Origin of the sequence: Sphingosinicella sp. BN140058, from assembly GCF_004135585.1 — a bacterium.
GTDB lineage: Bacteria > Pseudomonadota > Alphaproteobacteria > Sphingomonadales > Sphingomonadaceae > Allosphingosinicella.
Genome location: NZ_CP035501.1, coordinates 3,699,928 through 3,725,617, shown reverse-complemented (window position 1 = coordinate 3,725,617; position 25,690 = coordinate 3,699,928). Strand labels below are relative to the sequence as shown.

Annotated in this window: 23 protein-coding genes; 11 read left to right on the top strand and 12 right to left on the bottom strand. The window is 65.2% G+C overall.

Annotated features, from left to right (window positions below; genetic code table 11):
- Nucleotides 1-45: 45 nt before the first annotated feature.
- The 7 genes from ETR14_RS16740 to ETR14_RS16710 form a co-directional block, all read right to left on the bottom strand.
- Nucleotides 46-975, bottom strand: a complete 930-nt coding sequence (locus ETR14_RS16740; protein WP_129384622.1) for an electron transfer flavoprotein subunit alpha/FixB family protein — start codon at nt 973-975, stop codon at nt 46-48.
- The gene (locus ETR14_RS16735; RefSeq protein WP_129386420.1) at nt 972-1,721 is read right to left on the bottom strand and encodes an electron transfer flavoprotein subunit beta/FixA family protein; all 750 of its coding nucleotides are present in this window, start codon (nt 1,719-1,721) and stop codon (nt 972-974) included. Before ETR14_RS16735 ends, ETR14_RS16740 begins: the two co-directional genes overlap by 4 nt.
- 198 nt (nt 1,722-1,919) lie before the next feature.
- Nucleotides 1,920-3,221 carry an OmpP1/FadL family transporter gene (locus ETR14_RS16730; RefSeq protein WP_206185853.1) on the bottom strand — a complete coding sequence of 434 codons (1,302 nt, stop codon included), beginning with the start codon at nt 3,219-3,221 and terminating at the stop codon, nt 1,920-1,922.
- A gap of 79 nt (nt 3,222-3,300) precedes the next feature.
- A complete protein-coding gene (locus ETR14_RS16725) occupies nt 3,301-3,699 on the bottom strand; it encodes a DUF2147 domain-containing protein (protein WP_129386418.1) in 399 nt (132 codons plus the stop codon).
- A gap of 233 nt (nt 3,700-3,932) precedes the next feature.
- Nucleotides 3,933-5,729 (bottom strand): acyl-CoA dehydrogenase C-terminal domain-containing protein, encoded by a 1,797-nt coding sequence (locus ETR14_RS16720; RefSeq protein WP_129386416.1) that lies wholly within the window; start codon nt 5,727-5,729, stop codon nt 3,933-3,935.
- 206 nt (nt 5,730-5,935) lie between these two features.
- Nucleotides 5,936-8,263 (bottom strand): 3-hydroxyacyl-CoA dehydrogenase/enoyl-CoA hydratase family protein, encoded by a 2,328-nt coding sequence (locus tag ETR14_RS16715; protein WP_129391998.1) that lies wholly within the window; start codon nt 8,261-8,263, stop codon nt 5,936-5,938.
- On the bottom strand, nt 8,263-9,399 hold the full coding sequence (locus ETR14_RS16710; RefSeq protein WP_129386414.1) for a thiolase family protein: 1,137 nt from the start codon (nt 9,397-9,399) through the stop codon (nt 8,263-8,265). Before ETR14_RS16710 ends, ETR14_RS16715 begins: the two co-directional genes overlap by 1 nt.
- Before the next feature lie 138 nt (nt 9,400-9,537).
- Here ETR14_RS16710 and ETR14_RS16705 point away from each other — a divergent pair, with 138 nt between their 5' ends.
- The 8 genes from ETR14_RS16705 (at nt 9,538) to ETR14_RS16670 (ending at nt 19,346) form a co-directional block, all read left to right on the top strand.
- Nucleotides 9,538-11,277, top strand: coding sequence for a long-chain fatty acid--CoA ligase (locus ETR14_RS16705; RefSeq protein ID WP_129386413.1), 1,740 nt, complete (start codon nt 9,538-9,540; stop codon nt 11,275-11,277).
- Nucleotides 11,261-11,662: a MerR family DNA-binding transcriptional regulator gene (locus ETR14_RS16700; RefSeq protein WP_243455553.1), complete on the top strand. Its 402-nt coding sequence runs from the start codon at nt 11,261-11,263 to the stop codon at nt 11,660-11,662. Before ETR14_RS16705 ends, ETR14_RS16700 begins: the two co-directional genes overlap by 17 nt.
- Nucleotides 11,663-11,727: 65 nt before the next feature.
- Nucleotides 11,728-11,979: a type II toxin-antitoxin system CcdA family antitoxin gene (locus ETR14_RS16695; protein WP_243455552.1), complete on the top strand. Its 252-nt coding sequence runs from the start codon at nt 11,728-11,730 to the stop codon at nt 11,977-11,979.
- Nucleotides 11,979-12,272, top strand: coding sequence for a CcdB family protein (locus tag ETR14_RS16690; RefSeq protein ID WP_129386407.1), 294 nt, complete (start codon nt 11,979-11,981; stop codon nt 12,270-12,272). Before ETR14_RS16695 ends, ETR14_RS16690 begins: the two co-directional genes overlap by 1 nt.
- Nucleotides 12,273-12,465: 193 nt before the next feature.
- Nucleotides 12,466-14,310, top strand: a complete 1,845-nt coding sequence (locus ETR14_RS16685) for a calcium-binding protein (RefSeq protein ID WP_129386405.1) — start codon at nt 12,466-12,468, stop codon at nt 14,308-14,310.
- Nucleotides 14,311-14,602: 292 nt separating this feature from the next.
- The gene (locus ETR14_RS16680) at nt 14,603-15,088 is read left to right on the top strand and encodes a hypothetical protein (protein ID WP_129386403.1); all 486 of its coding nucleotides are present in this window, start codon (nt 14,603-14,605) and stop codon (nt 15,086-15,088) included.
- Nucleotides 15,089-15,175: 87 nt separating this feature from the next.
- Nucleotides 15,176-17,164, top strand: a complete 1,989-nt coding sequence (locus ETR14_RS16675; protein WP_129386401.1) for a calcium-binding protein — start codon at nt 15,176-15,178, stop codon at nt 17,162-17,164.
- A gap of 94 nt (nt 17,165-17,258) precedes the next feature.
- Nucleotides 17,259-19,346, top strand: coding sequence for a calcium-binding protein (locus tag ETR14_RS16670; protein WP_129386399.1), 2,088 nt, complete (start codon nt 17,259-17,261; stop codon nt 19,344-19,346).
- Between the two features lie 64 nt (nt 19,347-19,410).
- Here ETR14_RS16670 and ETR14_RS16665 read toward each other — a convergent pair whose 3' ends face one another.
- Both ETR14_RS16665 and ETR14_RS16660 read right to left on the bottom strand, forming a co-directional pair.
- Nucleotides 19,411-19,704 (bottom strand): hypothetical protein, encoded by a 294-nt coding sequence (locus ETR14_RS16665; RefSeq protein WP_129386397.1) that lies wholly within the window; start codon nt 19,702-19,704, stop codon nt 19,411-19,413.
- The gene (locus ETR14_RS16660; protein WP_129386395.1) at nt 19,701-20,516 is read right to left on the bottom strand and encodes a DUF899 domain-containing protein; all 816 of its coding nucleotides are present in this window, start codon (nt 20,514-20,516) and stop codon (nt 19,701-19,703) included. Before ETR14_RS16660 ends, ETR14_RS16665 begins: the two co-directional genes overlap by 4 nt.
- A 167-nt stretch (nt 20,517-20,683) precedes the next feature.
- On the opposite strand from ETR14_RS16660, the gene ETR14_RS16655 reads away from it, so the two are divergent.
- On the top strand, nt 20,684-21,262 hold the full coding sequence (locus ETR14_RS16655; RefSeq protein ID WP_129386393.1) for a TMEM175 family protein: 579 nt from the start codon (nt 20,684-20,686) through the stop codon (nt 21,260-21,262).
- A 19-nt stretch (nt 21,263-21,281) separates the two neighbouring features.
- On the opposite strand, the gene ETR14_RS16650 is transcribed toward ETR14_RS16655, so the two are convergent.
- The gene (locus ETR14_RS16650) at nt 21,282-22,337 is read right to left on the bottom strand and encodes a fatty acid desaturase (protein WP_129386391.1); all 1,056 of its coding nucleotides are present in this window, start codon (nt 22,335-22,337) and stop codon (nt 21,282-21,284) included.
- A gap of 252 nt (nt 22,338-22,589) precedes the next feature.
- Nucleotides 22,590-23,717: an AI-2E family transporter gene (locus ETR14_RS16645; protein ID WP_129386389.1), complete on the bottom strand. Its 1,128-nt coding sequence runs from the start codon at nt 23,715-23,717 to the stop codon at nt 22,590-22,592.
- 185 nt (nt 23,718-23,902) lie between these two features.
- Here ETR14_RS16645 and ETR14_RS16640 point away from each other — a divergent pair, with 185 nt between their 5' ends.
- On the top strand, nt 23,903-24,295 hold the full coding sequence (locus ETR14_RS16640) for a hypothetical protein (protein WP_129386387.1): 393 nt from the start codon (nt 23,903-23,905) through the stop codon (nt 24,293-24,295).
- 50 nt (nt 24,296-24,345) lie between these two features.
- Nucleotides 24,346-24,786, top strand: a complete 441-nt coding sequence (locus tag ETR14_RS16635; RefSeq protein WP_129386385.1) for a DUF5991 domain-containing protein — start codon at nt 24,346-24,348, stop codon at nt 24,784-24,786.
- A gap of 105 nt (nt 24,787-24,891) precedes the next feature.
- On the opposite strand, the gene ETR14_RS16630 is transcribed toward ETR14_RS16635, so the two are convergent.
- A complete protein-coding gene (locus tag ETR14_RS16630; protein WP_129386383.1) occupies nt 24,892-25,581 on the bottom strand; it encodes a DUF6683 family protein in 690 nt (229 codons plus the stop codon).
- Between the last annotated feature and the right edge of the window lie 109 nt (nt 25,582-25,690).

The window sequence follows — 25,690 nt, the reverse complement described above, 5'->3', positions numbered from 1 at the left end:
GGCACTGCCCCTCTCCCAGCCTTTCCCCTAAAGGGGAGAGGCGTCTCACAGCTTTTCGGTCAGCTCCGGCACCAGTTTGAACAGGTCGCCGACCAGGCCGATGTCGGCGACCTGGAAGATCGGTGCGTCTTCGTCCTTGTTGATCGCAACGATCGTCTTGGACTCCTTCATGCCGGCGAGATGCTGGATCGCACCCGAAATGCCGACTGCGACATAGAGTTCGGGGGCGACGATCTTGCCGGTCTGGCCGACCTGATAATCGTTGGGCGCATAGCCGGCATCGACCGCGGCGCGGGACGCGCCGACGGCGGCGCCGAGCTTGTCCGCCAGCGGATCGATGACCTGATGGAAGGCTTCGCCCGAGCCGAGCGCGCGCCCGCCGGAGACGATGATCTTGGCGCTAGTCAGCTCCGGACGCTCCGAGGCGGCAATCTCCGCACCGACGAAGCTCGACAGGCCGGCATCGCTGCCGCCCGAGACCGCCTCGATCGTGCCGGAGCCGCCCTCGCGCGGCGCCTTGTCGAAGGCGGTGCCGCGGACGGTCAGCACCTTCTTGGCGTCGGCCGACTTCACCGTCGCGATCGCATTACCGGCGTAAATCGGCCGCACAAAGGTGTCGGCGTCGACCACCTCGATCACGTCAGAGACCTGCATCACGTCGAGCAGAGCGGCGACCCGCGGCGCGACATTCTTGCCGGTGGTCGTCGCCGGCGCGACGAAGGCGTCATGGTGGCCCATGAGCTCTGCGATGAGCGGCGCCACATTCTCCGCCAGCTGATGCGCGTAAGCGGCATCGTCGGCGACGTGGACCTTGCCGACGCCGGCGATCTTCGCGGCCGCCTCGGCGACGGCGGAGACGCCCTCGCCGGCGACGAGGAGATGGACCTCGCCAAGCTTGGCGGCGGCGGTGACTGCCGCCAGAGTGGCGTCCTTGAGATCGCCGGCTTCGTGTTCGACGAGAACGAGACTCTTCATCCGATGACTCCCACGGTGCGGAGGCGGTCGATCAGTTCGTCGACCGAGGCGACCTTGATGCCGGCTTCGCGCTTGGACGGCTCGCGCACCGACAATGTGGTCAGCCGCGGCGCGGTGTCGACGCCGTAATCGGCCGGCGCCTTGGTCGCGAGCGGCTTCGACTTTGCCTTCATGATGTTGGGCAGCGACGCATAACGCGGCTCGTTGAGGCGCAGATCGGTGGTGACGATCGCCGGCAGCTTCAGCCGCAGCGTCTCGAGGCCGCCGTCCACCTCACGGGTGACGTCGACGCTCTCGCCCGAGAGCTCGACCTTGGAGGCGAAGGTGCCCTGCGCCCAGCCGAGCAAGGCGGCAAGCATCTGGCCGGTCTGGTTCGAATCGTCGTCGATCGCCTGCTTGCCGAGGATGATCAGCCCCGGCTGCTCCTCGGCAGCGACCTTGGCCAGGATCTTGGCGACCGCAAGCGGCTCGACGGCATCGTCGGTCTGGACCAGGATCGCACGATCCGCACCCATCGCCAGAGCGGTCCGCAAGGTCTCCTGCGCCTTGGCCGGGCCGATCGAGACCACGACGATTTCGGTCGCCGCACCCTTCTCCTTCAGCCGGATCGCCTCCTCGACCGCAATCTCGTCGAACGGGTTCATGCTCATCTTGACGTTGGCGAGATCGACCCCGCTCCCGTCCGCCCTCACCCGCGGCTTCACATTGTAATCGATCACCCGCTTCACGGGCACGAGCAGCTTCATGCGAACTTCTCCTCATCCACCCTGTCGAGCTTACGCGAGGCTGGGCGAGGGTGACAGACTCGACGGATATCCGTGAGCGCTGTCACCCTTTCCAACTCCACCCAGGCTGAGCTGGGTTTCGCCCAAGGCTCTGTATTCCCTCCCCGAGGAATTCCATCAAAGTAGTCCTTTCATGGAATCTTTCCCGAGGAGAGAAGGTCAGAACGTCATCCGGCCCCCGAGCGAGAAGATGAAGGCCTTGGCGTTGCGGAGGGTGCCATTGACCACAATCGGGGTCTGCACCGGCGTGCCGGCAAAGGCGGCCGTGGTGCGGTCGATCGTCTCATCCTCGAAGTCGACATAATTGAAGGCAGCGTCGAGCGCGAGGCGCGGGGTCGCCTGGAAGGTGCCGCCGGCGCCGAAGTTCCAGCGATCCGAGTCCGGAACGCGTGCATCACGCTCGCCGTCGACGGTCGGCGTGGAGGCATGCTGGACACCGGCACGCAGGATCAGCTTCTCCGAGGCCTGGTAATCGAAGCCGCCGGCAAGGCTCCAGCTGTTCTGATAGCCTTCCGGAATGGCGGTGTTGAGCGGCGCGCCGAGGCGGATCGCGTCGAACTTGCTCCAGGTGTAGCGGATCCCCTGCGTGTTCAGGGTCAGCGCCGGGCTGACCTTGAAGCGGGCCCCTACGATGATCTGAGCGGGAGTGTAGAAGCTGGCACTTACGCCATCGAGAGTGCGGTTCTGCGCGGCGAGCGGGCCGAGCAGGCCGCTGATCTCGAGCGAGCCCTTGAGCTTGTGCTCGATCGCGGACTTGTAGCTGATGCCGACGGTGACGAAATCATTGTGCATCTGCACGCCGGCGCTCCAGCCGAGATCCCAGCCGTCGCCCTTCAGCACCTGGCGGCCGTCCGGAAGCGTCGCCAGCAGATTGGGGAGCGCATTGGACAGGCTCGCATCGGTATATTCGACGTTGAGCGCGGCACCGGCGCGGAGCCAGTCGGTCACCGCGACGGCGACGCTCGGCTGGATGTCGACCGTCAGCAGCTTGGTCTTGTCCGCGGTGTACCGGGCCCAGCTGTCCTCGGCATAATCCGTGGTGAAGCTGTAGGGCGAGCTGACCGCGAGGCCGAGCGCGACCCGATCGTTGAGCGGGATCCCGACCGCAAAGGCCGGCAACACGCCGTTGTTGATCGGATTCTTGGCCACGGGATCGCCGCCGACCGGGGCGAAGGCTTGGCCCGGGCGGCGAATGACGGTGCCGTTGTCGACGACCTTGCCGCGCGGCAGGATCGCCGAGGCGGAGAGCGACACGTCCATATTCTCGATGCCGGCGATCGCCGCCGGGTTCCACCACAAGGAGGCGGCGCCGGTGTCGGCACCCTCGCCCGAAAAGGCCCGGCCCGCACCGCGCGCGGATTGCTCCTGCAGATAGAAGGCCTGGGCGTTGGCGGCGCTGGCGAAGCCGAAGGTGGCGGTGAGCGCAGTGGCGGTAGCGAGAGCGGTCTTCAAATACGACATCAGATCATCCTGTAAGCGATACGGCACGCGGTACCGGGTAGGGGAAAACGGGTGTGGAAAAAGGCTCGCGTAACGCGGCTCAGCGCACGCGGGTCCAGGTCTGGGTCTTGCAGAGCGGACGGAACACGCAGCCCTTGACCTTGAGCTGGTTCGGGCCTTCCGGCGTCACATAGGCGCTGTAGGTCTTGCCGTCCTCGGCATTGTAGATCTTGCCGCCGCTCCATCCATTGCCGTCGGCCTTGAACCCGCTGAGGATCTGAAGGCCGCGCAGGGGCCGATTGCGGAGGGCCGCGTTGGTGTTGTTCGCGTCCTTGAGGTTCGGATTGGTGCGCAAATGCTCGGACGTGAGCAAGCGCCCGCAGATCGAGGCGCCGCAGCGCTGGATCTCGACGATCCCACCACGTGTCTCGGTCTTCCAGCGGCCGACCGCCACATCCTGCGGCGCCGCCATCGCCATGGCCAGCATGGTAATCAGCATCAAATCCTCTCCTTACTCTACGCCGTCGGGGTCGATTGCCCCTGGGGTCGATCCTTGCGGCGACGCCGGGTCGGCATCACCGTTGCGTTACGAGACTGATCTATAGGAGCAGCAACTTACGTATAGGTCAATCCTGTCGCAGCGCTCGCTGCGACAGGATGAAGCTCTTGGCAAGCCTTTGTTGCACAATGGTTATCGCCCAACCGCAAAAACCCGTTGTTCCGATCTGTCGGTCAGAAAGCTTCCGCCGGCAGCGCCATCATCGACGCCTTGCCGGTCTTGATCGTCAGGAACAACGTCGTCGCCTGCGGTAGGATCCGATCGAAGAAGAAAGCCGCGGTGGCGACCTTCGCGGTGTAGAAGTCGGCATCGTCCGTGCCCTCGGCCAGCCGCGCCTTGGCGATCTTCGCCGCCTTGAGGAAAGTATAACCCATGCCGACCAGGCCGAGCATGCGCAGATACTCGCTCGCTGCAGCGCCCGCCTCTTCCGGATCCTTCATCGCGCGGCGCGCGATCGTCGCCGTGGTCAGCTGCAGCGCCCCGAAATTCTGCATCAGCGCCCCGGCGAAGCCGGAGATCTGCGGGTCCTGGCTCTTGGTCAGTTCGTCGCACAGTTCCGAGACGGCATGGAAGAAGGGCCGCATCGCGCGCCCCATGTTCGCCGCCATCTTGCGGCCGACGAGATCGAGCGCCTGGATGCCGTTGGTGCCCTCGTAGATCTGGGTGATCCGGGCATCGCGGACGAACTGCTCGACGCCATGCTCGCGAATATAGCCGTGCCCGCCATAAGTCTGCACGGCAAGGTTGGCGGCTTCGGAGGCGAGATCGGTGAACAGGGCCTTCACCACCGGAGTCATCAAGGCGACGAAATCGGTGGCGCGGGCGCGGACGTCGGGATCCGTGCTGTGCTTCTCGGCATCGAGCGCGCGCGATGCCCATTGTCCGAGCGCCCGGCAGCCCTCGGCATAGACGCGCATCGTCATCAGCATGCGGCGCACGTCGGGGTGGACGATGATCGGATCGGCGGCGAGCGACGGCTGCTGGGCGCCGCCGAGCGCGCGGCCCTGCAGCCGCTCCTTCGCATAGGCAACGGCCGACTGATAGGCGATCTCGTTGATGCCGAGGCCCTGAATGCCGACCGAGACACGTTCGGTGTTCATCATCGTGAACATCGCGGCAAGGCCCTTGTTGGGCTGACCGACAAGCCAGCCGGTCGCATCGTCGAACGCGATCTGGCAGGTGGCGGAGGCCTTCAACCCCATCTTGTGCTCGATGCCGGCAACCGCGACGCCGTTGCGAGGGCCGACCGAGCCGTCTTCCTTCGGAAGGAATTTGGGCACCAGGAACAGGCTGATCCCCTTCACGCCCGCCGGCGCATCCGGAAGCCGGGCGAGAACGAGGTGGACGACATTGTCGGTGAGATCATGGTCGCCGGCCGAGATGAAGATCTTCGACCCGGTGACCTTGTAGCTGCCGTCCGCCTGCGGCACCGCCTTGGTGCGCAGCAGGCCGAGATCGGTTCCGCAATGCGCCTCGGTGAGGCACATCGTGCCCGACCATTCGCCGCTGACCATCCTGGGCAAGTAAGCGCGCTTCAGATCCTCTGAGGCATGGCCCTCGATCGCAGTGGTCGCGCCGTGGGTTAGGCCCGGATAGAGGCTGAACGACAGGTTCGAGGCGCAGATCATCTCCTCGACGAGCTTGTTGACCGTCTCGGGGAGGCCCTGCCCGCCATATTCGGGATCGGAGGCCAGCGATGCCCAGCCGCCCTCGACGAACGTGTCGTAAGCCTGTTTGAAACCCTTGGGCGTGCGGACGACGCCATTTTCCAGCGTGCACCCTTCCTCGTCCCCGCTGGCATTGAGCGGCAGCAGCACGTCGCGGGCGACCCGGGCTGCTTCCTCGAGCACCGCATCGAGCAGATCGGGGGTGAATTCCGCGAACTTGTCGAGACCGCCGAATTCGTCGTTGGCGAACAGTTCGTGAAGCACGAAGCGCATGTCGCGCAGGGGTGCGTTATAGGTCTGCATGTCCTGGTCTTCCGATGGTGTGGTGCACGTCCTCGCCTTCGACCGGCAGGCACGCGAACCTCGTTATCTCGTCTCCCGTTCGGGTTGAGCTTGTCGAAGCCTTTCTCTTCTCCTCTTCAGCAAGAAGGAAAAGGAGGGCTTCGACAGGCTCAGCCCGAACGGAGTGTTCGGGGGTGGCCGACGGGTCGACGGTCCGGCCACCTCCCTCAGTTGCGCAGCGGCTTGCCGGTTTCGAGCATGTGCTCGACCCGGGCCTGGGTACGGCGATCGCGGACGCTGGCCATGAATGCCTCGCGCTCCAGCTTCAGCAGCTGGTCCTCGCTGACAGTGTCGACCAGGTCGGCGTCGCCGCCGGTCAGCACGTTGGCCAGACGGCCAGCGACGACCGTGTCGTAATCGGTCGCCACGCCCTTCTTGTGGAAGTCGCGCACCGCATTGCCGATCGCGACTCGGCCGCTTTCACCGGGCAGGCGGAAGGTCGGCTTTTCCGGGGGCGCATAGCCTTCGACGAGGGCCAGCGCCTTCGCCTTGGCGTCGGCGAGCAGGCGGTCGCGGTTCATCGTGATCCGGTCCGAGGGACGAAGGAACATCATCTCCCTGGCCTCGGCCGCCGACTTCGACACGGATGCGGTCGAGATCGTTTCGAACGCCTTGACCACGGCCGGCATCGGCCCCTTCGGCATCATCGGCGACTTCACCATCCGATCGATCAGCTCGCCATGGCCGCCCCAGCCCGGCACCAGGCCGACGCCGCACTCGACGAGGCCGACATAGCTTTCGGCATGGGCCTGGACCGCGTCGGAATGGAGCAGGATCTCGCAGCCCCCGCCAAGGGCCATGCCCGCCGGGGCGGAGACCACCGGGAAGGGCGCGTATTTCAAGGCCTTATAGGCTTGCTGGCCGGCCGAGACGAGCTTCTCGATCTCGCTCCATGCGGCGATGTTGAGCGCGAACATGGCGAGGCCGAGATTGGCGCCGGCGGAGAAGTTCGAACCCTCGTTGTAGACGACGAGGCCCTTATACTGCGCCTTGACCAGCGGGATCGCCTTCTGGACGATCTTCATCACCTCTTCGTCGAGCGCATTCATCTTGCCGGTGAATTCGAGGCAGACGATGCCGTCGCCGATGTCCCAAAGCGCTGCCGAGCCGTTCTTGAGCAGCGGTTCGCTGCGCAGCTTGACGTCCTCGAGCAGCAACACGCCGTCGGGCCGGACGATGTCGCGATAGGCGCCGTCGACCCCGAGATACTGGCGAACCCCGTTCTCGATCCGATAGAAAGGACGGTCCCCCGCAGTCTCGAGGATCGCAGGAACCTTGCGCCCCTCTTCCCTCAGCCGCGCGGCGAGCTTGCCCGGCCCCAGGCGGTCGATCAGTTCGAACGGCCCGAACTTCCAATTGTAGCCGAGCTTCATCGCGTCATCGATGCCGACGACGTCGTCCGCCGCCTCGCCGACCAGCGACGCCGCATAGGAAAGCACGTTGCCGAGGATCGTCCAGGCGTAGGCGCCGGGCTTGCCCGGCAGCGCGACCAGCGCTGCGAGGTCCTTCTCCGCCGCGCCGGGCAACCGCTCCGGCTTGCGCTCGGGCCGGTAGTCGCCGGTGGCGAGATCGAGGCTGAGCTTGGCGCGAGTCCCGTCCGGCTTCTTGTCGAGCCGGTAGAAGCCGCCGTTGCCCTTGCGGCCGGTAAAGCCTTCGGCGATCATCCTGTCGACCAGCGGCATCGGCCGGATCGTATCGAAATAGGCGTCTCCAGCCGGGAGGGTCGAAGCAAGGCTCTTGGACAGAAGCGGCATCAGGTCGACACCGACCAGATCGACCAGACCGAAGATGCCGGTCTTGGGAACGCCCATCGGACGCCCGCCGATCTGATCGGCTTCCTCGACGGTGAGGCCCTGGTCCATCGCCGCATTGATCGCGACGGCAAGCCAGTAGGTGCCGATGCGGTTGGCGATGAAGCCCGGCGTGTCCTTGGCCCGGACGATCCTCTTGCCCATCATCCGATCGACGAAATCCTCCACGCGTCCGGCCACAGCCGGATCCGTGCCGGGTCCCCGGACGATTTCAATCAGCCGCATGTAACGCGGCGGATTGAAGAAGTGGGTGATCAGGAAATCGCGCTTGAACTGATCGGAGCGCCCATCGACGAGGTGGCCGAGCGGGATCGTCGACGTGTTCGACGACACTGCCGTTCCCGGACGCTTCAGCTCTTCCAGCCTGGCGTAAAGCGCTTGCTTGATGTCGAGCCGCTCGACGATCGCTTCTACGATCCAATCGCATTCGGCAACGCGGCCGAGATGATCGTCGATATTGCCCGTCTCGACCAGCTTCGCGGCCGACTTGGACATGAACGGCGCCGGCTCGGTCTTGAGCATTTTGGCGACCGCGCCCTTGGCAACCGCATCACGATCGGTGCCGTCCCTGGGCACGATGTCGAGCAGCAGCACGGGCACGCCGGCATTGGCGACCTGGGCGGCGATGCCGGCGCCCATCACGCCGGCACCGATCACGCAGACCTTGTTGATCCGATCGGTCATCATGCACGCTCCAGCACGGTGGCGATGCCCTGGCCGCCGCCGATGCACTGGGTCGCCAGCGCATATTTGCCGCCCTCGCGCTCAAGCAAAGCCGCGGCCTTGCCGACGATGCGGGCGCCGGTGGCGCCGAGCGGGTGGCCGATCGAAATGCCGCCGCCGTCGATGTTGATCGTTTCTTCCTTGAGCCCGAGATCGCGAATGCAGGCGATCGCCTGCGAGGCGAACGCCTCGTTGATCTCGACCACGTCGAGATCGTCGGTCTTGAGACCGGCGCGCTCCAGCGCCTTCAGCGACGCGCCGATCGGGCCGAGCCCCATCGTCTCGGGCTCGCAGCCGGAAATCCCCACCGACTTGATTCGGGCCAGAATCTTGAGGCCGTTGGCCTTGGCGAATTCCTCCGAGGTGACCAGCACCGCGGAGGCGCCATCGGTCAGCGGCGACGAAGTGCCAGCGGTGACCGAGCCGTCCTGACTGAACGCCGGCTTCAGACCGGCGAGCACCTCTTCCGAAGTGTCGGCGCGGATGCCGCCGTCCTGGTTGACGATCCCCGCCTTGGTCTGGATCGGCACGATCTCGTCGGCGAGCTTGCCGGCATCGCGAGCGGCCGCGGCCTTGCGGTGGCTCTTGACGGCGAAGCTCTCCTGCTCGGCGCGCGTGATCTGGTATTTGCGGGCGACGTTTTCCGCCGTCTCGCCCATGCCCATGTAGGCACCGGCGCTCTTCTTCGCGAGCGTCGGGTTGGGCAGCGGGTTGTAGCCCCCCATCGGCACCCGGCTCATCGATTCGAGACCGGCGCAGATGAACGCCTCCCCGGCACCGATCTGGATCTGGCCGACCGCAATATGGATCGCGCTCATCGACGATCCACAGAAGCGATTGACGGTCATGCCGCCGACCGACAGCGGCAGATCGGCGAGCAGGCCGATCATCCGCGCGACGTTGAGTCCCTGCTCTCCTTCCGGAAAGGCGCAGCCGAGGATGATGTCTTCGATCTTGGCCGGATCGACCTTGGTCTTCTCGATGAGGCCGCGGATCGTCTGCGCAGCGAGATCGTCCGGGCGGACCCGGGCGAGTTCGCCTTTGCCGGCGAGGTGGAAAGGCGAGCGGGCGTAGCCAGCGATCACGACTTCGGTCATCAATTCCTCATCTTCTGCCTGTTAAGGCCTTGCAGCCTCACGTTAAGGTGCGTTACCTGACGCATACGTCAAGGGCTAATAAGCCGGTCGGGTGCGGCCGACAACCGGGACGAGCACGTTTTTTTGGAAAGGCGTTGAATGCGTATTGCTGAGGCCAGGGGTGTCGAGCTGAACTTCGCGCCACGGCTCCTGACCGATCTCTTCGCGGAGACGGTGGAGCGCTTCGGATCGCGCCCCGCGATCGATTTCATGGGCCGGATCACCAGCTATGCGGCGCTGTCCGAGATGGTCGATGCCGCCGCCGTCGGGCTTCAGAAGCTTGGCGTAAGACCGGGCAGCCGGGTCGCACTCTGCCTGCCCAACATCATCTATTACCCGGTGCTGTTCTTCGCCACGCTCAAGGCGGGCGGAACCGTCGTCAACGTGAACCCGCTCTACGTAGAGCGCGAGCTGCGCCACCTGCTGGTCGATTCGGGCGCCGACATCATCGCAACCTGCGACATTCCCGACATCCATGGCCGGGTCAGCCACGTCGCCGCCGAGCTCGGCCTGCGTCACGTCATCGCCTGCCCCGTTTCCGGTGCGCTGCCCGCTCTCAAATCGATTGCCTATCGTCTATTCAAGCGCAGCGACATCGCCGCGATACCGTCCGACGGACGGCAGCTGCGCTTTGCCGACCTGATCGGCGCCAAGGGCAAGCTGCAGCCGGTCTCGGTCGATCCGCAGGCCATTGCCGTGCTCCAATATACCGGCGGCACCACGGGCGAGCCAAAGGCTGCGATGCTCAGCCACGCCAATCTCGTCGCCAATGCCGACGCTTGCTATCTGCACACCGGCGGCGAGCGTCCGGAGCAGGACCGGGTGCTTGGCGTGCTGCCGCTGTTCCACGTCTTCGCGCTGACCACCGTGCTCACCTTCGGCATCCGCTCCGGGGCCGAGATGATCCTCCTGCCCCGCTTCGATCTCCGCCAGGTGCTCGATACGATCAAGCGGCGGCGCCCGACCTTCTTCCCGGCGGTGCCGACCATCTTCAACGCGATCGCGGGTGCGGCCAAGAGGGAGACGGTCGACATGTCTTCGATCCATGCCTGCATCTCCGGCGGCGCGCCGCTGCCGAGCGAAGTTCGCCAGGCGTTCGAAAGTGCAACGGGCGCCAAGGTGGTCGAGGGCTACGGCCTGTCCGAAAGCTCGCCGATCATCACCTGCAATCCGATAATCGAGGGCGTGAACAAGACGGGATCGGCCGGCCGACCCTTCCCCGGCACGACGATCGAGATCCACGACCGCGACAATCCCGGCCATCTGCTCGAGGTCGGGCAAATCGGCGAGATCTGCGCCCGCGGGCCGCAGATCATGTCGGGTTACTGGAACCGTCCCGACGCGAGCCGGGAAGTCTTCGCCAACGGCGCGCTGCGTACCGGCGACGTCGGCTATCTCGACGACGAAGGCTATCTGTTCATCGTCGACCGGATCAAGGACGTGATCATCGCCGGCGGATACAACGTCTATCCGCGCGTGATCGAGGAAGCCCTGTACGAGCATCCGGCCGTCGCGGAAGCCGTGGTGATCGGCGTATCCGACCCGTATCGCGGCCAGGCACCCAAAGCGTTCGTCACCCTCGCCGCCGGCCAGAGCGCCACCGCGGCGGACCTGCGTACCTTCCTGGCCGACAAGGTCAGCAAGATCGAGCTTCCGCGCGAGATCGAAATCCGTGAGACCCTGCCCAAGACTTTGATCGGCAAGCTTTCCAAGAAGGAGCTGGTCGAGGAAGAGCGGGCGAAGGCCGCGGCGGCGGACATCGGCTCCGGCGGTCAGCCCGGCACCGGGGGGAATGACGATGGGGAAAACGGGGAGGTTGCGATTGAGCGAGGCGGCTGAACAGCTGCAGGGCATCCAGGAGGTCGCCGACAGTCTCGGCATCACGCCTCGCACCCTGCGCTTCTACGAGGATCGCGGCCTGATCGAGCCGCGCCGGGTGGGGACCCAGCGAATCTATTCGAAGCGCGAGACCGCGCGCATGCAGCTCATCCTGCGCGGCAAGCGCCTGGGCTTCTCGCTGCGCGAGATCCAGGAATTCCTCGACCTCTACGATGCGGATCCTCAGCATCTCGAGCAGATGCGCGCGCTCGCCGGGCGCTGCCGCGAGCGCATCGAGGAACTCGAAGCACAGAAAGCGGCGCTCGAGCAGACGGTGAAGGAACTCGCCGTTATCGAACGCGAGGCGCTGATGCGGGTGAAAGGCACCGAACGCGCGACGGGATGAGCGTCGCCGCGCGCACCGCATCGCGTCACGGCATTGCGCACGGTCCTTGCGCAGCGTAGATAGGGATGATGTCTGAAGCGAGTAACCGCGCCCCGCCGCCCCGTCGACGGACGAACCTGTCGCTCGACCCGCGCCTCGTCGACGAGGCAAAGGAGCTCGGCATCAATCTCTCCCGCACCGTGGAGCATGCCCTTTCGACGGCGATCGCCGCAGCGCGCGCGAAGCAGTGGCGGGAGGAGAACAAGGCCGCGATCGACGGCACGAAGAGCTGGGTGACGAAGAACGAAGCGCCGCTCCGCCGGCACCGGAAATTCTGATGGCCCGGTTCGACATTTTCCGGATGGGTGACGCCCTCGTTCTCGATTGCCAGGCCGACCTGCTGAGCGATCTTCCGACCCGAATCGTGGTTCCGCTGCTGCCCAAGCAAAAGGCGCCGCCGGCCAAGAAGGTGCTCAATCCGATTTTCAGGATCGACCAGGCGGAATATGTGCTCGCAACCGAGTTCGTCGCCTGCGTCGACAGGCGTGAGCTCGGCGCGTGGATCGGCACACTCTCCCATTGCGAGCGGGATGTTGTCGGAGCCCTGAACCTGCTCCTCACTGGTTTCTGATTTCCGGGCAGCACACAATGGCGAGACGGTAAAACCTACGGTCGACGAACGTCTCGAAAGGTCTTCCCGGTCGAAAGTTGCCGGAGATCGATGATTCCAAGCTAGCCCGGTCCAAACCCGCTTGCCGCGTTCACGGCACCGGATTACTTGCTTTCGACAGCGCGGGGCGTTGCCGCGAGCGGAGTAAGTCCAGATGTATGCTTTCGATCTCGCAACCGCGGCAGGTGTGCCCGCGTCCCTCGGCGGCGCCCCCAGCCTTTCCGGCATCGGCCGGGTCGAAGCCTTGGAGCAGCTCGACGCAGCGATCCTTGCAGGCATAAACCTGTCCGATGCCAGCCGCGACGCAGCCAATGGCGGTCTCGGCGATTATGGCGGGACCTTCCTGCTGATCCAGGGCGACATTCTCGACCACGTCGATCTTTTCAGCCTCGCCGCCTCCAGCGCCTTCACCGTCGACGGGCCGGCCCTGGTAGCCGGCGGCCATGCCTTTGCCTCCTACGCGGTGCGAGCGGGAGAGATACGGATCGAATTCTATCCCGGCAGCGTCGATGGCGGCGTCGCCACCAAGGCGCTGGTCGACGAAGTCGTCCGGTCGATCCGTTACCGCTACGACAGCGACACCCCACCGGCGCAGACCGCCCTCACCGTCGCCTTCGGCGAGAACGAGCCGGACGGCCCGGTCGCCCTCGGCTCCGTTCCCGTTTTTCTCACCGCGCTCAACGACGATCCGGTCAACTCTGTGCCGACCGCCCAGGCGATCGTCGAAGGATCCAGCCTCGTCTTCTCCGCCGCCAACGGCAACGCGGTCAGCATCGCAGATCCGGACGCGACGACACTCGAATTCACGGTTGGCGTTGCCCATGGCACCCTCACGTTCGCCACGACGCACGGATTGCGCTTCGTGACGGGCGACGGCACGGCCGACAGCTTCATGACCGTTCGCGGCAGCGCCGCCGACATCAATGCCGCGCTCGATGGGCTCGTCTATGAAGGTGCCGCCGGGTATCGGGGCCGCGACGGTCTCTACGTCCGCACCAGCGATCTCGGCGGCAGCGGCGTCGGCGGCACCCTCACCGACAAGGACACGATCGGCATCACGGTGATGCCGAAAGGCGATCTGATCGGCGATTCCGGCGACAATGATTTCGGCGGCGGGGAGGATGGCGACCGCTTCCTGTTCCAGCAAGGAGGCCACGATCATGGCCAGGGCCGCGGTGGCGACGATCTCTTCCTGTTCGGCGACCAGTGGGACTCGGGCGATCGCGTCGAGGGCGGCTCGGGCGAGGACACGCTCCAGCTCATCGGCGCCTATCGGCTGCGCTTCGGCGAGGATCAGATCGACGGCGTCGAACGGCTGCTGCTGATCGGCGGCCCGACCGGCACCAATTTCGACTATTGGCTGCAGAGCAGCGACGGCAACGTCGCCGCGGGTGCCCGGCTGCGGGTCGATGCGAGCGATCTCGTGCGCAGCGAGCATCTGACCTTCGACGGCAGCGCCGAAAGCGACGGCAGCTTCGAAATCGTCGGCGGCTTCGGCGACGACGTCGTCACCGGCGGGCGCCAGGCCGATCTCCTCATCGGCGGCAATGGTGCCGATATCCTCACCGGCCTGCGCGGCAACGATCGCCTCGTCGGCGGAATGGGCGCGGACCGGCTGATCGGCGGCAACGGCCTCAACGTCTACGCCTATGCGTCGGCCGCCGAGTCCACCTCCACCCAGTTCGACACCATTACCGGCTTCGACTTCTTCTTCGATCGCCTCGACCTGCCGTTCGAGATGCGCGGATGGAGCGGCAGCGTCGCGGCCGGGGCGCTCCGCGCCGCAAGTTTCGGCGCCGACCTCGGCAAGGCGGTGAACGTGGCGCTAGACGCCCACGCCGCCGTCCTCTTCACCCCCGACGGCGGCGACTATGCCGGCCGCACCTTCGTCGTCATCGACGGCAATGGCGACGGAACCTACCAGGCGGTGCAGGACTACGTGATCGAGTTCGCGCAGCCCGTCTACGCGCTCGACACGACGGCTGCGATCTTCATCTGAGCCGAAGACGTTCGGGAGGATAGGACGGCCGTCGCAAACAACGGCACGTACATTCCCCAGATCAGTTCATTGAAGCGTCACAAACATGACACGAATCGGTGTAACGGCGCTGCCTCGCCTTATTCTCGGGAAGTAAGTCCGAGAACATCTGCGTGCCCGAAGCCCGGTCGATGCCGTCGCTGCCGAATATCCTGCACGGGTGCATTCTCATCACTTGCCCATGATGTACGCACATGGTTAACGCTCCGAACAGCCTTTGCGTGAAACGGCTGTTGTAAGCGGAGTAACTCCGATGTATGCGTCGAAAATCAATGCGTTGACGTTCATCGATGCGTCGGGCGAATCGGCCGTTGCACCCATCCTCCATATCGTCACCGGGGAAGATACGCTTCGGCTGCTCCGACTGAGCGACTTCGACGCGGACAGTGACGCTGCCCGAATTCGCTTCAGCGCTGCCACAGGCGGACGGCTGGTCTATTTCGCTAATGTCGTAGGCAGCGGTACAGCGATCGATGTGCAGCTTCCCGCATCCTTCTCGGCGGCCGATTTCGCCGCTGGCCGGCTCGGCTTCATTCCTGCCTTGAACGGTGATGGCGCCGCATATGGCAGCATCAGCTTTGCGCTGGCAGGCCAGAGCGGTACGGTCAGCGAGCCCGAGACGCTGGGTATCGACGTCTCGGCGGTCAACGACGAGCCGGTGAAGGACTATGTCAGCGAGTTCGCCCAGCCCCGGGTCCCGCTCGACGCGGTCACCGACATCTCTTTCTACTGGAACTGAAGCGGACGGGTGAGCTTGGGCGCGACGCTAAGTTCAGCCCGCGACCTACCCGCATATTCTTCACCTTTGATCAACGGAGGAACGCCCATGCCTGCTTCCAAGAGCCGCAACCTGCCCTTCAACCTCGAGCAAGAGGATCCGGCGAGCGCTCCCCTTTCAGGCACAAGCGACGCGCTGCGGCCGCTCGCCTCCGGCCCCGGCGGTGGCGCCATGTCGGAGATTGCCGGCAGAGGCCCGCAAAACATAAGGACACCGCATAACGAGTTGCCCGTCATCTCCGGCGTCGTGCCGGTCATCGCGACCGAAAACACCCGCGTATCCTTACTCTCGGGCGTGACGATTTCCGACGAGGCAGATGTCGCGAATAATTGGCTGGGTGACTATATAGGTGGCTCGGTCCTGATCCGTGCATGGACGAAATATGATGAATTGACACTAGAAGCGGGACCGAATTTCACGATCGAGGCTGGATCCACATTGAACAGCTTTCTTCTGAAGGCGGACGGAAAGATCTTTGCGACCTTGGACACGTCCCCCCGCATTCTCGCGCCAGACGTCATTTTTCCCGAGTTGTCTATAAAATTCACCAGTACCGGAACTCCCGCAACGACGGCATTGGTGAACGAGGTACTTCAGTCCATTCATTACCGGAACACAAGCGACACACCTCCTTCAGCAACATCGCTGGATCTTATCGTCGGAGATCCCTGGTGGCGAAGTGAGTCGTCCAGCTACCAGCGGGTTCCCGTCACGTTGACGCCGGTCAACGACGCTCCCATCAACAGCCTGCCTGCCGTAGCGTTCACCACGGCGCTGGACGAGCACGTCTTCTCCAACGCCAACGGTAACGCGATCAGCGTCTCGGATCCCGACTCGCTAGTTCTGGAGGTGACGATCGGCGTCGGCCACGGCAATCTATCCCTGTCCCGCACTGCAGGCCTCTCCTTCCTCACGGGAGACGGCAGCGGCGACGCCCTGATGACCTTCAGCGGAACAGCCGCGGCGATAAACGCGGCGCTGGACGGTCTCGTCTATCGCGGTGCTCCGGGACAGGCCGGAGAGGATGTCTTGACGCTAACCGCGCGCGATTCCGGCGCCCCCGCGACCGGCGGCCCGCTTGCCGACCGGGATGCCGTCACCATCGTGTTCACGCCTAAGTCGGATCTCGCCGGTACTCCCGCAAACGACAGCATCGCGGGCACCGAGTTTTCGGAGCGCTTCCTTCTTCAACAAGGCGGCGCGGATCATGCAGATGGCCGCGGCGGTAACGATAGCTTCGTTTACGGAAGCCAGTGGGACAGCGGAGATCATGTGAACGGCGGTTCCGGTCACGACACGCTTCAACTCACGGGCGATTATGATCTCGCATTCGGCGAGGATCAGATCACGGACGTCGAACGCTTGCTCCTGATCGGCGGCCCGAGCGGCGTCCCCTTCAACTACACGCTTGATATGGCTGACGGGAATGTCGCTGCCGGCCAACGCATGGTCGTCGACGGCAGAGATCTGGTAAGGACGGAGACGCTGCGCTTCGACGGCACCTCCGAAACGGACGGCTCATACCAGGTTTTCGGTGGGTTCGGAGACGACGTCATTTCGGGCAGCCGCGGACACGACATTCTTTCGGGCGAGAACGGCGCGGATCAGCTCCGCGGTGGCGATGGCGACGACATTCTGCTCGGTGGGCTCGGTGCTGACGTGCTGAGCGGCGGCGGCGGTGCAGATGTCTTCCGTTACCATTCGGCTGCGGAGTCCACGACCATCCGGTTCGACACGATCGTGGGCTTCGATGTGACCGAAGACCGAATCGATCTCCCATTTCAGGCGATCGGCCCCGAGCGTATCACGAGCGGCGCACTCAGCCTGGAGAGCTTCGGCAGCGACCTCCGAGCGGCGGCCTTCTTCCTCGGCAACTCCTTATCGGCTCTTTTCACGCCCGACAGCGGGGATTTGGCGGGCCGCACCTTCCTGCTGATCGATGGCGATGGAAAGAACGGTTACACGCCCGTCCAGGATTACGTGATCGAACTCACGCAACCCTCGAGTCCCCTCGAGGGCGTGAACTTTTTCATCTGAGCCGACGTGAGCGGCTGGAGCAGCGCTTTACGGGCTTCAGCCGAATGTACCCAGCACAGCGGACGTTCGCGACACTTCCCAGGAGTGACCATTCATGTATGCTTCCAATAGCACCAAGTCCGCGTTGCTGACTCAAGCCAGCGATCGGACCGCTGCGGACATTCTAGCGGCGCAAAGCGAGGAGGCCGTTGTGCGCTCCGTTGCCCTCGCAAGCCTCGAGGCGATACCGGCGAAAGCCGCCGCTGACACACCACGGATCGGCGCCAGCACCAGTGAGGACGAAAGCGCTGCCCTGCGCGCGCCGGCCGCAGCCGTGGCGAACAACAACGTGCCGGTCTGGTCAGGTCTTGATCCAGTTGAGATCATCGAAGACGGCCCGCCTGTCGCGACCTTCGCGAATGCCACCATCTTCGACCTCGATCTGGATGTTCTGAATGGAGGACTTGGCGACTACAAGGATGCATGGATTGGTTTCTTCGGCGGCGTGCTGACTGTCGTAAGTCTCGTCCCGAACGAGAGCTTCACGATCGAACAGAGCACATCTGCCGATGTGTTTATCCTGAAGCACGGCGGCCACGCATTCGCGCGTTACTCCATCGTAACCGACCCTCGCTCTTCAGGAAGTGTTAGTCATTATGTTCATTTCACCAGTGAAGACACGGCATCCACGTCTGCGCTGGTCAACGATGTCATTCGCTCAGTGCATCTGGAATATCGGTACGATGCACCCGGTCCCGCCACTGGTGACACCATCGTTTTCGGCGATGCGGCCGGGTTTGATCGGAACATCGCATTCGGCACGGTGCAGGTCAACATCACGGCCGTGAATGATGCGCCGACGAACATCGTGCCTCAATCGCAGTTCATTGCAAGCAACACCGACCTGGTCTTTTCGGCACCGAACGGGAACCGGCTGATCGTCGGAGACCCCGACACGCCTGCCGACTTTCCCGACCAAGGAACGCTGGAAGTGACGATCGCCGCTCTCCACGGCAGTCTGACGTTAGCAAGCCCGGCCGGATTGAGCTTTTCCAGCGGCGACGGAACGGCAGACGCGACGATGACGTTCCGCGGCACCATCGCGGCGATCAACACCGCGCTCGATGGTCTCGCCTACCGCTCCGATGCAGGCTATTCGGGTCAAGACATCGTGACAGTCACGACGAACGACCTTGGCGCGACCGGCGTCGGCGGCGTGCTCACCGACCGAGACAGCTTCACGATCAATGTGGCGGCCCAGCTCGATCTCGTCGGCGATGCGAGCAACGAGAGCCTGTTCGGCACCGAGTCGGCGGATCGCTTCCAGGTTCAGCAGGGTGGCGAGGACCGGGTCGAAGGCCGCGGTGGCGACGATCTGTTCGCGTTCGGCGCGGAATGGTCGGCGGGAGACAGCGTGCTCGGCGGCACGGGTTTCGATACGCTGCAACTCGCCGGCGACTACGATTTCACCTTCGGCGAGGACCAGATCAGCGGCGTCGAGCGTCTCCTTCTGATCGGCGGTTCGAGGGAAGTCTCGTTTGATTACAGGCTGAAAATGGCGGACGGCAACGTTGCCCCATGGGAACGGCTGATCGTCGACGCGAGCGATCTCGTACGAACCGAGACGCTCAACTTCGACGGCGGGGCCCTGCCGAACATGCCTCCGAGCAGCTACGAGGTGATCGGAGGATTCGGTGCCGACACCATTTCCGGCGGGCGCGGGAACGACCGTCTTTCGGGAGGAAACGGCGATGACAGGCTCGACGGCGCGAGCGGTGACGATGTTCTGATCGGAGGCCTTGGCGCGGATCTCATGAAGGGTATCGCAGGCGATAGCATCTATTTCTACACTTCGGCAGCAGAGTCGACGACCACGCGCTTCGATACCATCGAGGGCTTCTGGAACAGAGGCTATGGCGACCTGATCGACCTCCCGTTCGAAGTCAGCGGATGGACCGGGAATGTCACGGCCGGCGCGCTCAGTTTCGCAACGTTCGGCACCGATCTTCGCAGGGCGGTCGACGGCGCGCTCGAAAGCCATTCCGCCGTCCTGTTCACCCCGAACAGCGGAGACTATGCGGGCCGCACCTTCGTCGTGATCGACGGCGACGGCGACGGCTCCTACGCGGCCGTGCAGGATTACGTGATCGAGTTCGCCAGTCCCGAATTCCCGATCAGCACGACCGTCGACATTTTCATCTGAGGTGACGGGCACGGCGCCCAGCGTTTTGCCTGGCAGGCGAGGCTTGATGCCTCGCCTGCCAGGATCAGTTCTTGCACAACAAGCCCGACGTCTGCCGACGCATGCCGATGCGCTTCAGCCATGGACCGGCATGGAAGGCGCTCATCAGCACGTACATCAGCGGCATCCCGCCCGAAGGTGGTCCATGCGCCGCCCCACACAGCATCGCCGCCGCCTCGCCGCCTTCACCGGCACTCAGCAACGCCATGACCGCGAAGGTCGGCGAGGCGGCGAAGGCGAGCCATGTCGCCGCCTTCGCCCCGGCTGACCGCCGGACATCCGCCGCGTCGCCGGTTCCGCTGGAACCGGCCGCGCTCATGCCTCCGTGCCCGATTGCGGTCCCTCGCCCGCCGCTTGCGCGCGGAACGCCTTCTCACCCGCATCGGACACTTGCACCCAGGTTTTGTCGGGCGCTGCGTCGGGCACATAGCTATCGTGCCAGTTCCACCATTTGTAGGTCGGCGTCTGCGGATAGCCCGGCGGCGAATCCTCCCACAATTCCTGGCGGCCGAGTGGGGTGATATCGAGATAGTTCCAAGTACCGCCCATCTGCTCGTCGCCGCGATTGTTGAGGAAGTAGGTGCGGAAGACCTGGTCGCCGTCACGATAGAAGACGTTGGTGCCGTGCCATTCGCCGACGCCAAAATCGGCATCGAAATCGTCGGTGATCGTGAACCAAGGGATGTCCCAGCCCATACGTTGCTTGAGCCGGGCGATGTCGGCCTGCGGCGCGCGCGACACGAAGGCCAGGGTCGTGTCGCGGGCGTTGAGGTGGGCGACGTGTGCGACCTGGTCCGCCACCATGGAGCAGCCGCGGCAGGCGTGGTCCGGCCAGCCGAACACGCCGGGTTCGAAAAAGGCGCGGTAGACGATCAACTGGCGCCGTCCGTCGAACAGGTCGAGCAGGCTTGCCTCCCTCGCCGCGCCCACGAACCGATAGTCGCTGCGGACCTCCATCCATGGCATCCGCCGCCGCTCGGCGGCAAGCGCATCGCGGGCGCGGGTCAGCGCCTTTTCCTTGACCAGAAGGGCGGCGCGCGCGGCCTGCCACGCTTCGGGCGAGACGACCGGCGGCGTCTCCATCGAGATCCGGCCGTCGGCCGCCGCCGGCTCCGCACTGTGGGTGTCCATGCGATCGATCCTCCTTTGTCAAAGTGCTCGGGACCGTCCGTTCCGGCCCCGTGGCTAGGACCGCATCATCGCGCGCAAAGCGGCGGGGTGGGAGTAACAAGTGTGGCGCGCTTGTCGGAAGGCGCCTCCGCATCCATAGCGACGACGTCATTCATCGGGGCTGCGACATGAACAAGACCAGGCTGGAAGCCTTCAGCGACGGCGTCATCGCCATCATCATCACGATCATGGTGCTGGAGCTGAAGGTGCCGCACGGCACCGAGCTTGCCGATCTCGCGGGGCTGGTGCCGGTCTTCCTGAGCTACGTGCTGAGCTTCGTCTATGTCGGCATCTACTGGAACAACCACCATCACATGCTGCACACGGTCAGGACGGTGACGGGGGGCCTGCTCTGGGCCAACCTCCATCTGCTCTTCTGGCTGTCGCTGATCCCGTTCGCCACCGCCTGGATGGGCGAGAACCATTTCGCGGCGAAGCCGGTGGCGCTCTACGGCTTCGTGCTGCTGATGGCGGCGACCGCCTATCGCCTGCTCGCCTCCGGTTTCATCCGGCACGAGGGCGAAGGCTCGACCCTCGCCACCGCGCTTGGCAAGGACTTGAAGGGCAGGCTGTCGCTCGTCGCTTATGCCGCCGGCATCGCTGCCGCCTTCGTCGCGCCGGCGATTTCGCTTGGCCTCTACGTGATGGTCGCGATCAGCTGGGTGATCCCCGATCGCCGGGTCGAGCGGCTGATCCGCAACGACTGACCCTTGAAGCCCGACTCGGTCAGGCGGCGCGGGCGAGCCTGGCCTCGCGGAAGGACACCATCCGCCCGGCTTCCTCGTCCCACAAAGTGAGCTTCACCGTGCGCAGGCTCTCCCGGAGGGTCATGCGGTTGATCTGCGCCAGCTCCGGCCGGGCGCGAAGAATGGCGCCGAGCCGGTAGGAGGGCACCGTGCTGCAGAGATGATGGAGGTGGTGCAGCCCGATATTGGCGGTGAACCAGCGCAGCACCGGCGGCAGCACGTAATGCGAGCTGCCGTAGAGCGCGGCCTCGTGGAAGCTCCACTCGCGGCCACGGCTCCAATAGGTATGCTCGAACTGGTGCTGGACGTAGAACAGCCAGACGCCGATCGACGCCGCGATCAGCGTGATCGGGAGCTGGATGAGCAGAAACGGCCCGATCCCGACGAGCAGGATCAGGCCGGTGGCGCCGAGCAGGATCGCGGCATTGGTGCCCATCGTGCTGGCCCAGGGCTTCCAGCCCTGGCGCATCAGGCCGAGCGGCAGCCGGTAGCGCAGGAAGAAGACGTAGGCGGGGCCGATCACGAACAGCACGATCGGGTGGCGATAGAGCCGGTAACGCAAGCGCCCCCACCGGCTGCGCCCCGCATATTCGCGCACGGTGAGCGTATCGACGTCGCCGATGCCGCGCTTGTCGAGATTGCCGGTGCCGGCATGGTGGATGGCATGGGTGCGGCGCCAGAAATCATAGGGGCTGAGGGTCAGCACGCCGATGCAGCGGCCGACCCAGTCGTTGGCGCTGCGATTCTTGAAGAAGGCGCCGTGGCCGCAATCATGCTGGATCAAGAAAAGCCGGAGCAGAAAGCCCGCCGCGGGCAGCGCCAGGATCAGGGTCAGCGCATAATGGTGATCGAGCAGCCACCACATCAGCAGCCACAGCACCAGCAAGGGCGCGGCACTGACCGCAAGCTCGAAGATGCCGCGACCGCTGCTCGGCTTGCGGAACGCGGCGACGTGGCGCGCGACCTCGCGCAGATCGAGCCGCCCGGCCGCTTCGCCCGAAGCGGGGCCGTCGAGATGAGCTATTTTGCCTGTCATAGATACGGACGCGCCTGACCAACACCGAGAAACCAGGCCAGCCCCGGCTGCTTGCACAGCCTTGCACTCCGGCACAGGAGGAGAATCCCCAACGATATGCGCGCCCTAAAGCTGCGTAACAAAAATTCCAACAGCGAACGAAGGGCGCGAGGGACGAGCGTCTCCGCCGAGCGCCTCACCCGGCCCCGCTGACCCGTCGTTTGCCGGCGGGGATGTTCATGGTTGGCGCGTCATCGGCGGCCGCCAGCGGCGTCAGTCCGCGGAGGTGGCCGGCGGCGGCGGCGGTGACGGCGCGTCTCCGCTCGCCAGCACTTCCTGCTTGTCTTCGCCGAGATAGAGGCGGCGGACCAGCACCAGCACGACGATGGTGAGAGGGGTCGCGAGCAGCACGCCGGCCACGCCGAACAGGATGCCGGCGGCGATGATCCCGAAGATGGTGATCGCCGGCGGTAGATCGACCATCCGGTTCTGCAGCAGCGGCATCACCAGATTGCCCTGGATCTGCTGAACGCCGACCAGCACCGCGACCGTCCACAGGCCCGTATCGATGCCCTGGCCGAAGCCGAGCACCGTGGCCGGAATGACGGCGACGAAGATGCCGAGATAGGGAACGAATTCGGCCATTCCGGCGACGAGACCGATCGCCCACGCCGCGGGAACGCCGACCAGCCACAGGCCGAGCCCGGTGGCGATGCCGACGAACACCATGCCGAGCGCCTGGCCCTTGAGCCAGTTGCGCAGCGACACGGTCACCGCATCGAGGGTTTCGGCAACGCGGGCGCGCGAGGCGTCGGGCACCAGCCGCAGCAGCCCGCCGGCATAGAGCGTCGGCTGCGCCGCGAGGTAAAGGCCGCCGACCAGCACGATCGCCAACCCGGAAAGGCCGCCGCCGACGGCGGCGAGCGCCTTGGTCGCGGTGTTGACCAGCGCCTGGCCGCTCGGCACCAGCGCCTGCGCGCGTTCCAGCAGCGCCGCGCCGGCCGGGGTTTCGTTGAGGCGCGCCTCGACATCCGCCCAGGCGGCCGGCAGCCGGGCGGCAAGCTCGGCGAATTCGCCCTGCAGGGTGGTCCCGAAGAAGGTGAAGGCACTGCCGATCAGAAGGATGAGCCCGAGCACGCTCAGCCCGAGCGCGATCCCGAACGGCAAATGGGTGCGCCTGCGGATCGCATTGGTGATGGTCAGCAGGATCAGCGAAACCAGGGTGCAGGCGAACAGCAGCAGCAGCAGATCGACCAGCTGCCACAGCACATAGGCTGCGGCGAGCGTGGCGAGCACGATCGCGGTGGCGCGGAACACCCGGCGCTCGAAATTGTCGCGGGTGGGCGGCACCGGCGGCGTATCGTGGCTGATCTGATCGGCTTGCTCGGCGAAATGGGGCATGAGCGCCCGACGTTCAGCGCCCGGCCTGGTTCCGCTGCCGTTCCGAAAACCTGCTTTGGCTGCCGTTGGCGTTTGCCGGAACAAAAATGAGCGCTGTTCATTTTACAGCAATTGAACATCGTTCAATACGTGAATGCCGGATGTCTCTTCAAGGCGGCGGCGAACAACGGAAAAGGAACCACCTCATGAACTTCAGCTCTCTGATCGCCGGTGCGACCCTCGCTGCGGCTGCCCTCGTTGCAGGCCCCGTTTCCGCCTATCCGGTCAAGACGACCGGCACCACCCGCGCCACGCCGCAGCTCGCCGCCGACATCATCGCTCGGCTGTCCTCTTACTCAAAGGCAACCCGAGGCTGCTCTTTCGTGTTCTCCGCCGAGATGCGGGTGATGCCTGCCGGTTATGCGCCGCGCGGCCCGGCTGCGCCGTTCGGGGCCCGCGGCGGACATTATGAGCAATGGAGCGTCAATGCATGCGGCAAGCGTCAGCTCTTCCAGATCGGGATGTGGCCCTCGCCGCGCGGCGGCGCCGACTTCGCGGTGACGCCGCTCACCGCGCCGGCGCCGCTCCACGGATCGTAAGCTCCGCCGCACCAATCAACTCCGTTCCCCAACCTCGAAGGAAGACGATCATGACCAGCAAATTGCCTTTCGCCGTCACTGCGTTCGCAGCTGCTCTTTCGGCTGCCACTCCAGCCGCCGCGGCGCCGCTTTCCACCTGGTACGGCCGCTATGCCTACAGCGAATCGCTCGGCCGCATCGGCGGCGCGCCGGGCGAAGGCCCCGCCGCCTTCGTCGACCATGTCCTAACGATCGGCCGCAACGGCTGCACGCTGACCAGGCAGGGTTTCCAGACCAATCAGCGGATTCGCTGCACCGTCACGCCGCAGGGCCAATCGGCGATCGTTAAATTCTACGCGTTCGACAGCGGCGCGGCGCGCGGGCCGCGCTTCTCGCGCGGGCAGCCGTTGCTGACCCTCACCCGCAGCGGCCCGCGCCTGCTCACCCGCTGGCAGGGCGTCACCCGCATGGACGGCACCCGACCGACGCAGGTCGCGTTCCGCCGTCAGTGACCGCCATCCTCGAAGCGGCGCCGCGCGGTTCAGCCGCGCGGCGCATCCGTTGACGTCATGCCCCCTCTCCTCGCCACCCAGCTCTCGCGCCGGCGGTAGCGAGCTTCAGGAAATCGCAAGTCCGCCGTCGCCGATCCGCACTCGATCCGGATCCACGCCCAGCAAGGCACGCAAATAGCGTCCGCCAGCCTCATGGAGGGCAGCGGCGCGCGCGGCATCCGGGCTCTGCTTGAGCGCTTCACGGGTGGCGGCGAGATAGGTGGCAAGGATCGCCATCGTGATCGGCCCCTGCTGTTCGCGTGCCGTCGCCGCGTCCGGCGCGAGCTTGCGCATCTGCCCGTAGAGCGCCCGGAAGCCTGCGTCGCTGACCTCGGCATCGGCATGCGCCATGTAGCTCGCCGCGATCAATGCCGCCGTCGCCCCCGCCGGATCGCCGCGCTGCACGCCAAGCCGGCGCTCGAGCTCGCCATAGCGCGCAAACAGATCGGCGAAGAGCGTGGCCGCCTTGCGCCGTTCCGCCGCGGGGAAGCCGGCGGCGAGCTCATCGGCGACCTGACGCACGTCCGAAGGGTTGGTGGGAGCGACCTGCGTCCGAGGCGCCCGGGATGAGGCCCCGCCGCGCCGCAAGGAGGCTTCGACGCTCTCATTGAAGATCGTCTTGTGGCTGCGCCGCAGCATCGCGTCCGCCTGCTGGTTGAACGCCCAATTGTTGAAATAGCCAGGGCCGAACCACGCGCCATCCTGCGCCGCCGCCGGCACGCCCCAGAGCAGCGCCGCCGCCAACCAGATTCTCATCCGCACCTCCCCGCCTGATTTCCTGTACCAGGACGCGGAATACCCACCGCTCTGCGGCATGACAGCGGCACGCCCGGGCGAATCGTCCGATTCTCGGCACGCCCGAGCG

Excerpts from the sequence above, each read along its gene's own strand:
- ETR14_RS16740 (WP_129384622.1), bottom strand. The coding sequence starts at position 975 with ATGAAGAGTCTCGTTCTCGTCGAACACGAAGCCGGCGATCTCAAGGAC.
- ETR14_RS16735 (WP_129386420.1), bottom strand. The coding sequence starts at position 1,721 with ATGAAGCTGCTCGTGCCCGTGAAGCGGGTGATCGATTACAATGTGAAG.
- ETR14_RS16730 (WP_206185853.1), bottom strand. The coding sequence starts at position 3,221 with ATGTCGTATTTGAAGACCGCTCTCGCTACCGCCACTGCGCTCACCGCC.
- ETR14_RS16725 (WP_129386418.1), bottom strand. The coding sequence starts at position 3,699 with ATGCTGATTACCATGCTGGCCATGGCGATGGCGGCGCCGCAGGATGTG.
- ETR14_RS16720 (WP_129386416.1), bottom strand. The coding sequence starts at position 5,729 with ATGCAGACCTATAACGCACCCCTGCGCGACATGCGCTTCGTGCTTCAC.
- ETR14_RS16715 (WP_129391998.1), bottom strand. The coding sequence starts at position 8,263 with ATGACCGATCGGATCAACAAGGTCTGCGTGATCGGTGCCGGCGTGATG.
- ETR14_RS16710 (WP_129386414.1), bottom strand. The coding sequence starts at position 9,399 with ATGACCGAAGTCGTGATCGCTGGCTACGCCCGCTCGCCTTTCCACCTC.
- ETR14_RS16705 (WP_129386413.1), top strand. The coding sequence starts at position 9,538 with ATGCGTATTGCTGAGGCCAGGGGTGTCGAGCTGAACTTCGCGCCACGG.
- ETR14_RS16695 (WP_243455552.1), top strand. The coding sequence starts at position 11,728 with ATGATGTCTGAAGCGAGTAACCGCGCCCCGCCGCCCCGTCGACGGACG.
- ETR14_RS16690 (WP_129386407.1), top strand. The coding sequence starts at position 11,979 with ATGGCCCGGTTCGACATTTTCCGGATGGGTGACGCCCTCGTTCTCGAT.
- ETR14_RS16685 (WP_129386405.1), top strand. The coding sequence starts at position 12,466 with ATGTATGCTTTCGATCTCGCAACCGCGGCAGGTGTGCCCGCGTCCCTC.
- ETR14_RS16680 (WP_129386403.1), top strand. The coding sequence starts at position 14,603 with ATGTATGCGTCGAAAATCAATGCGTTGACGTTCATCGATGCGTCGGGC.
- ETR14_RS16675 (WP_129386401.1), top strand. The coding sequence starts at position 15,176 with ATGCCTGCTTCCAAGAGCCGCAACCTGCCCTTCAACCTCGAGCAAGAG.
- ETR14_RS16670 (WP_129386399.1), top strand. The coding sequence starts at position 17,259 with ATGTATGCTTCCAATAGCACCAAGTCCGCGTTGCTGACTCAAGCCAGC.
- ETR14_RS16665 (WP_129386397.1), bottom strand. The coding sequence starts at position 19,704 with ATGAGCGCGGCCGGTTCCAGCGGAACCGGCGACGCGGCGGATGTCCGG.
- ETR14_RS16660 (WP_129386395.1), bottom strand. The coding sequence starts at position 20,516 with ATGGACACCCACAGTGCGGAGCCGGCGGCGGCCGACGGCCGGATCTCG.
- ETR14_RS16655 (WP_129386393.1), top strand. The coding sequence starts at position 20,684 with ATGAACAAGACCAGGCTGGAAGCCTTCAGCGACGGCGTCATCGCCATC.
- ETR14_RS16650 (WP_129386391.1), bottom strand. The coding sequence starts at position 22,337 with ATGACAGGCAAAATAGCTCATCTCGACGGCCCCGCTTCGGGCGAAGCG.
- ETR14_RS16645 (WP_129386389.1), bottom strand. The coding sequence starts at position 23,717 with ATGCCCCATTTCGCCGAGCAAGCCGATCAGATCAGCCACGATACGCCG.
- ETR14_RS16640 (WP_129386387.1), top strand. The coding sequence starts at position 23,903 with ATGAACTTCAGCTCTCTGATCGCCGGTGCGACCCTCGCTGCGGCTGCC.
- ETR14_RS16635 (WP_129386385.1), top strand. The coding sequence starts at position 24,346 with ATGACCAGCAAATTGCCTTTCGCCGTCACTGCGTTCGCAGCTGCTCTT.
- ETR14_RS16630 (WP_129386383.1), bottom strand. The coding sequence starts at position 25,581 with ATGAGAATCTGGTTGGCGGCGGCGCTGCTCTGGGGCGTGCCGGCGGCG.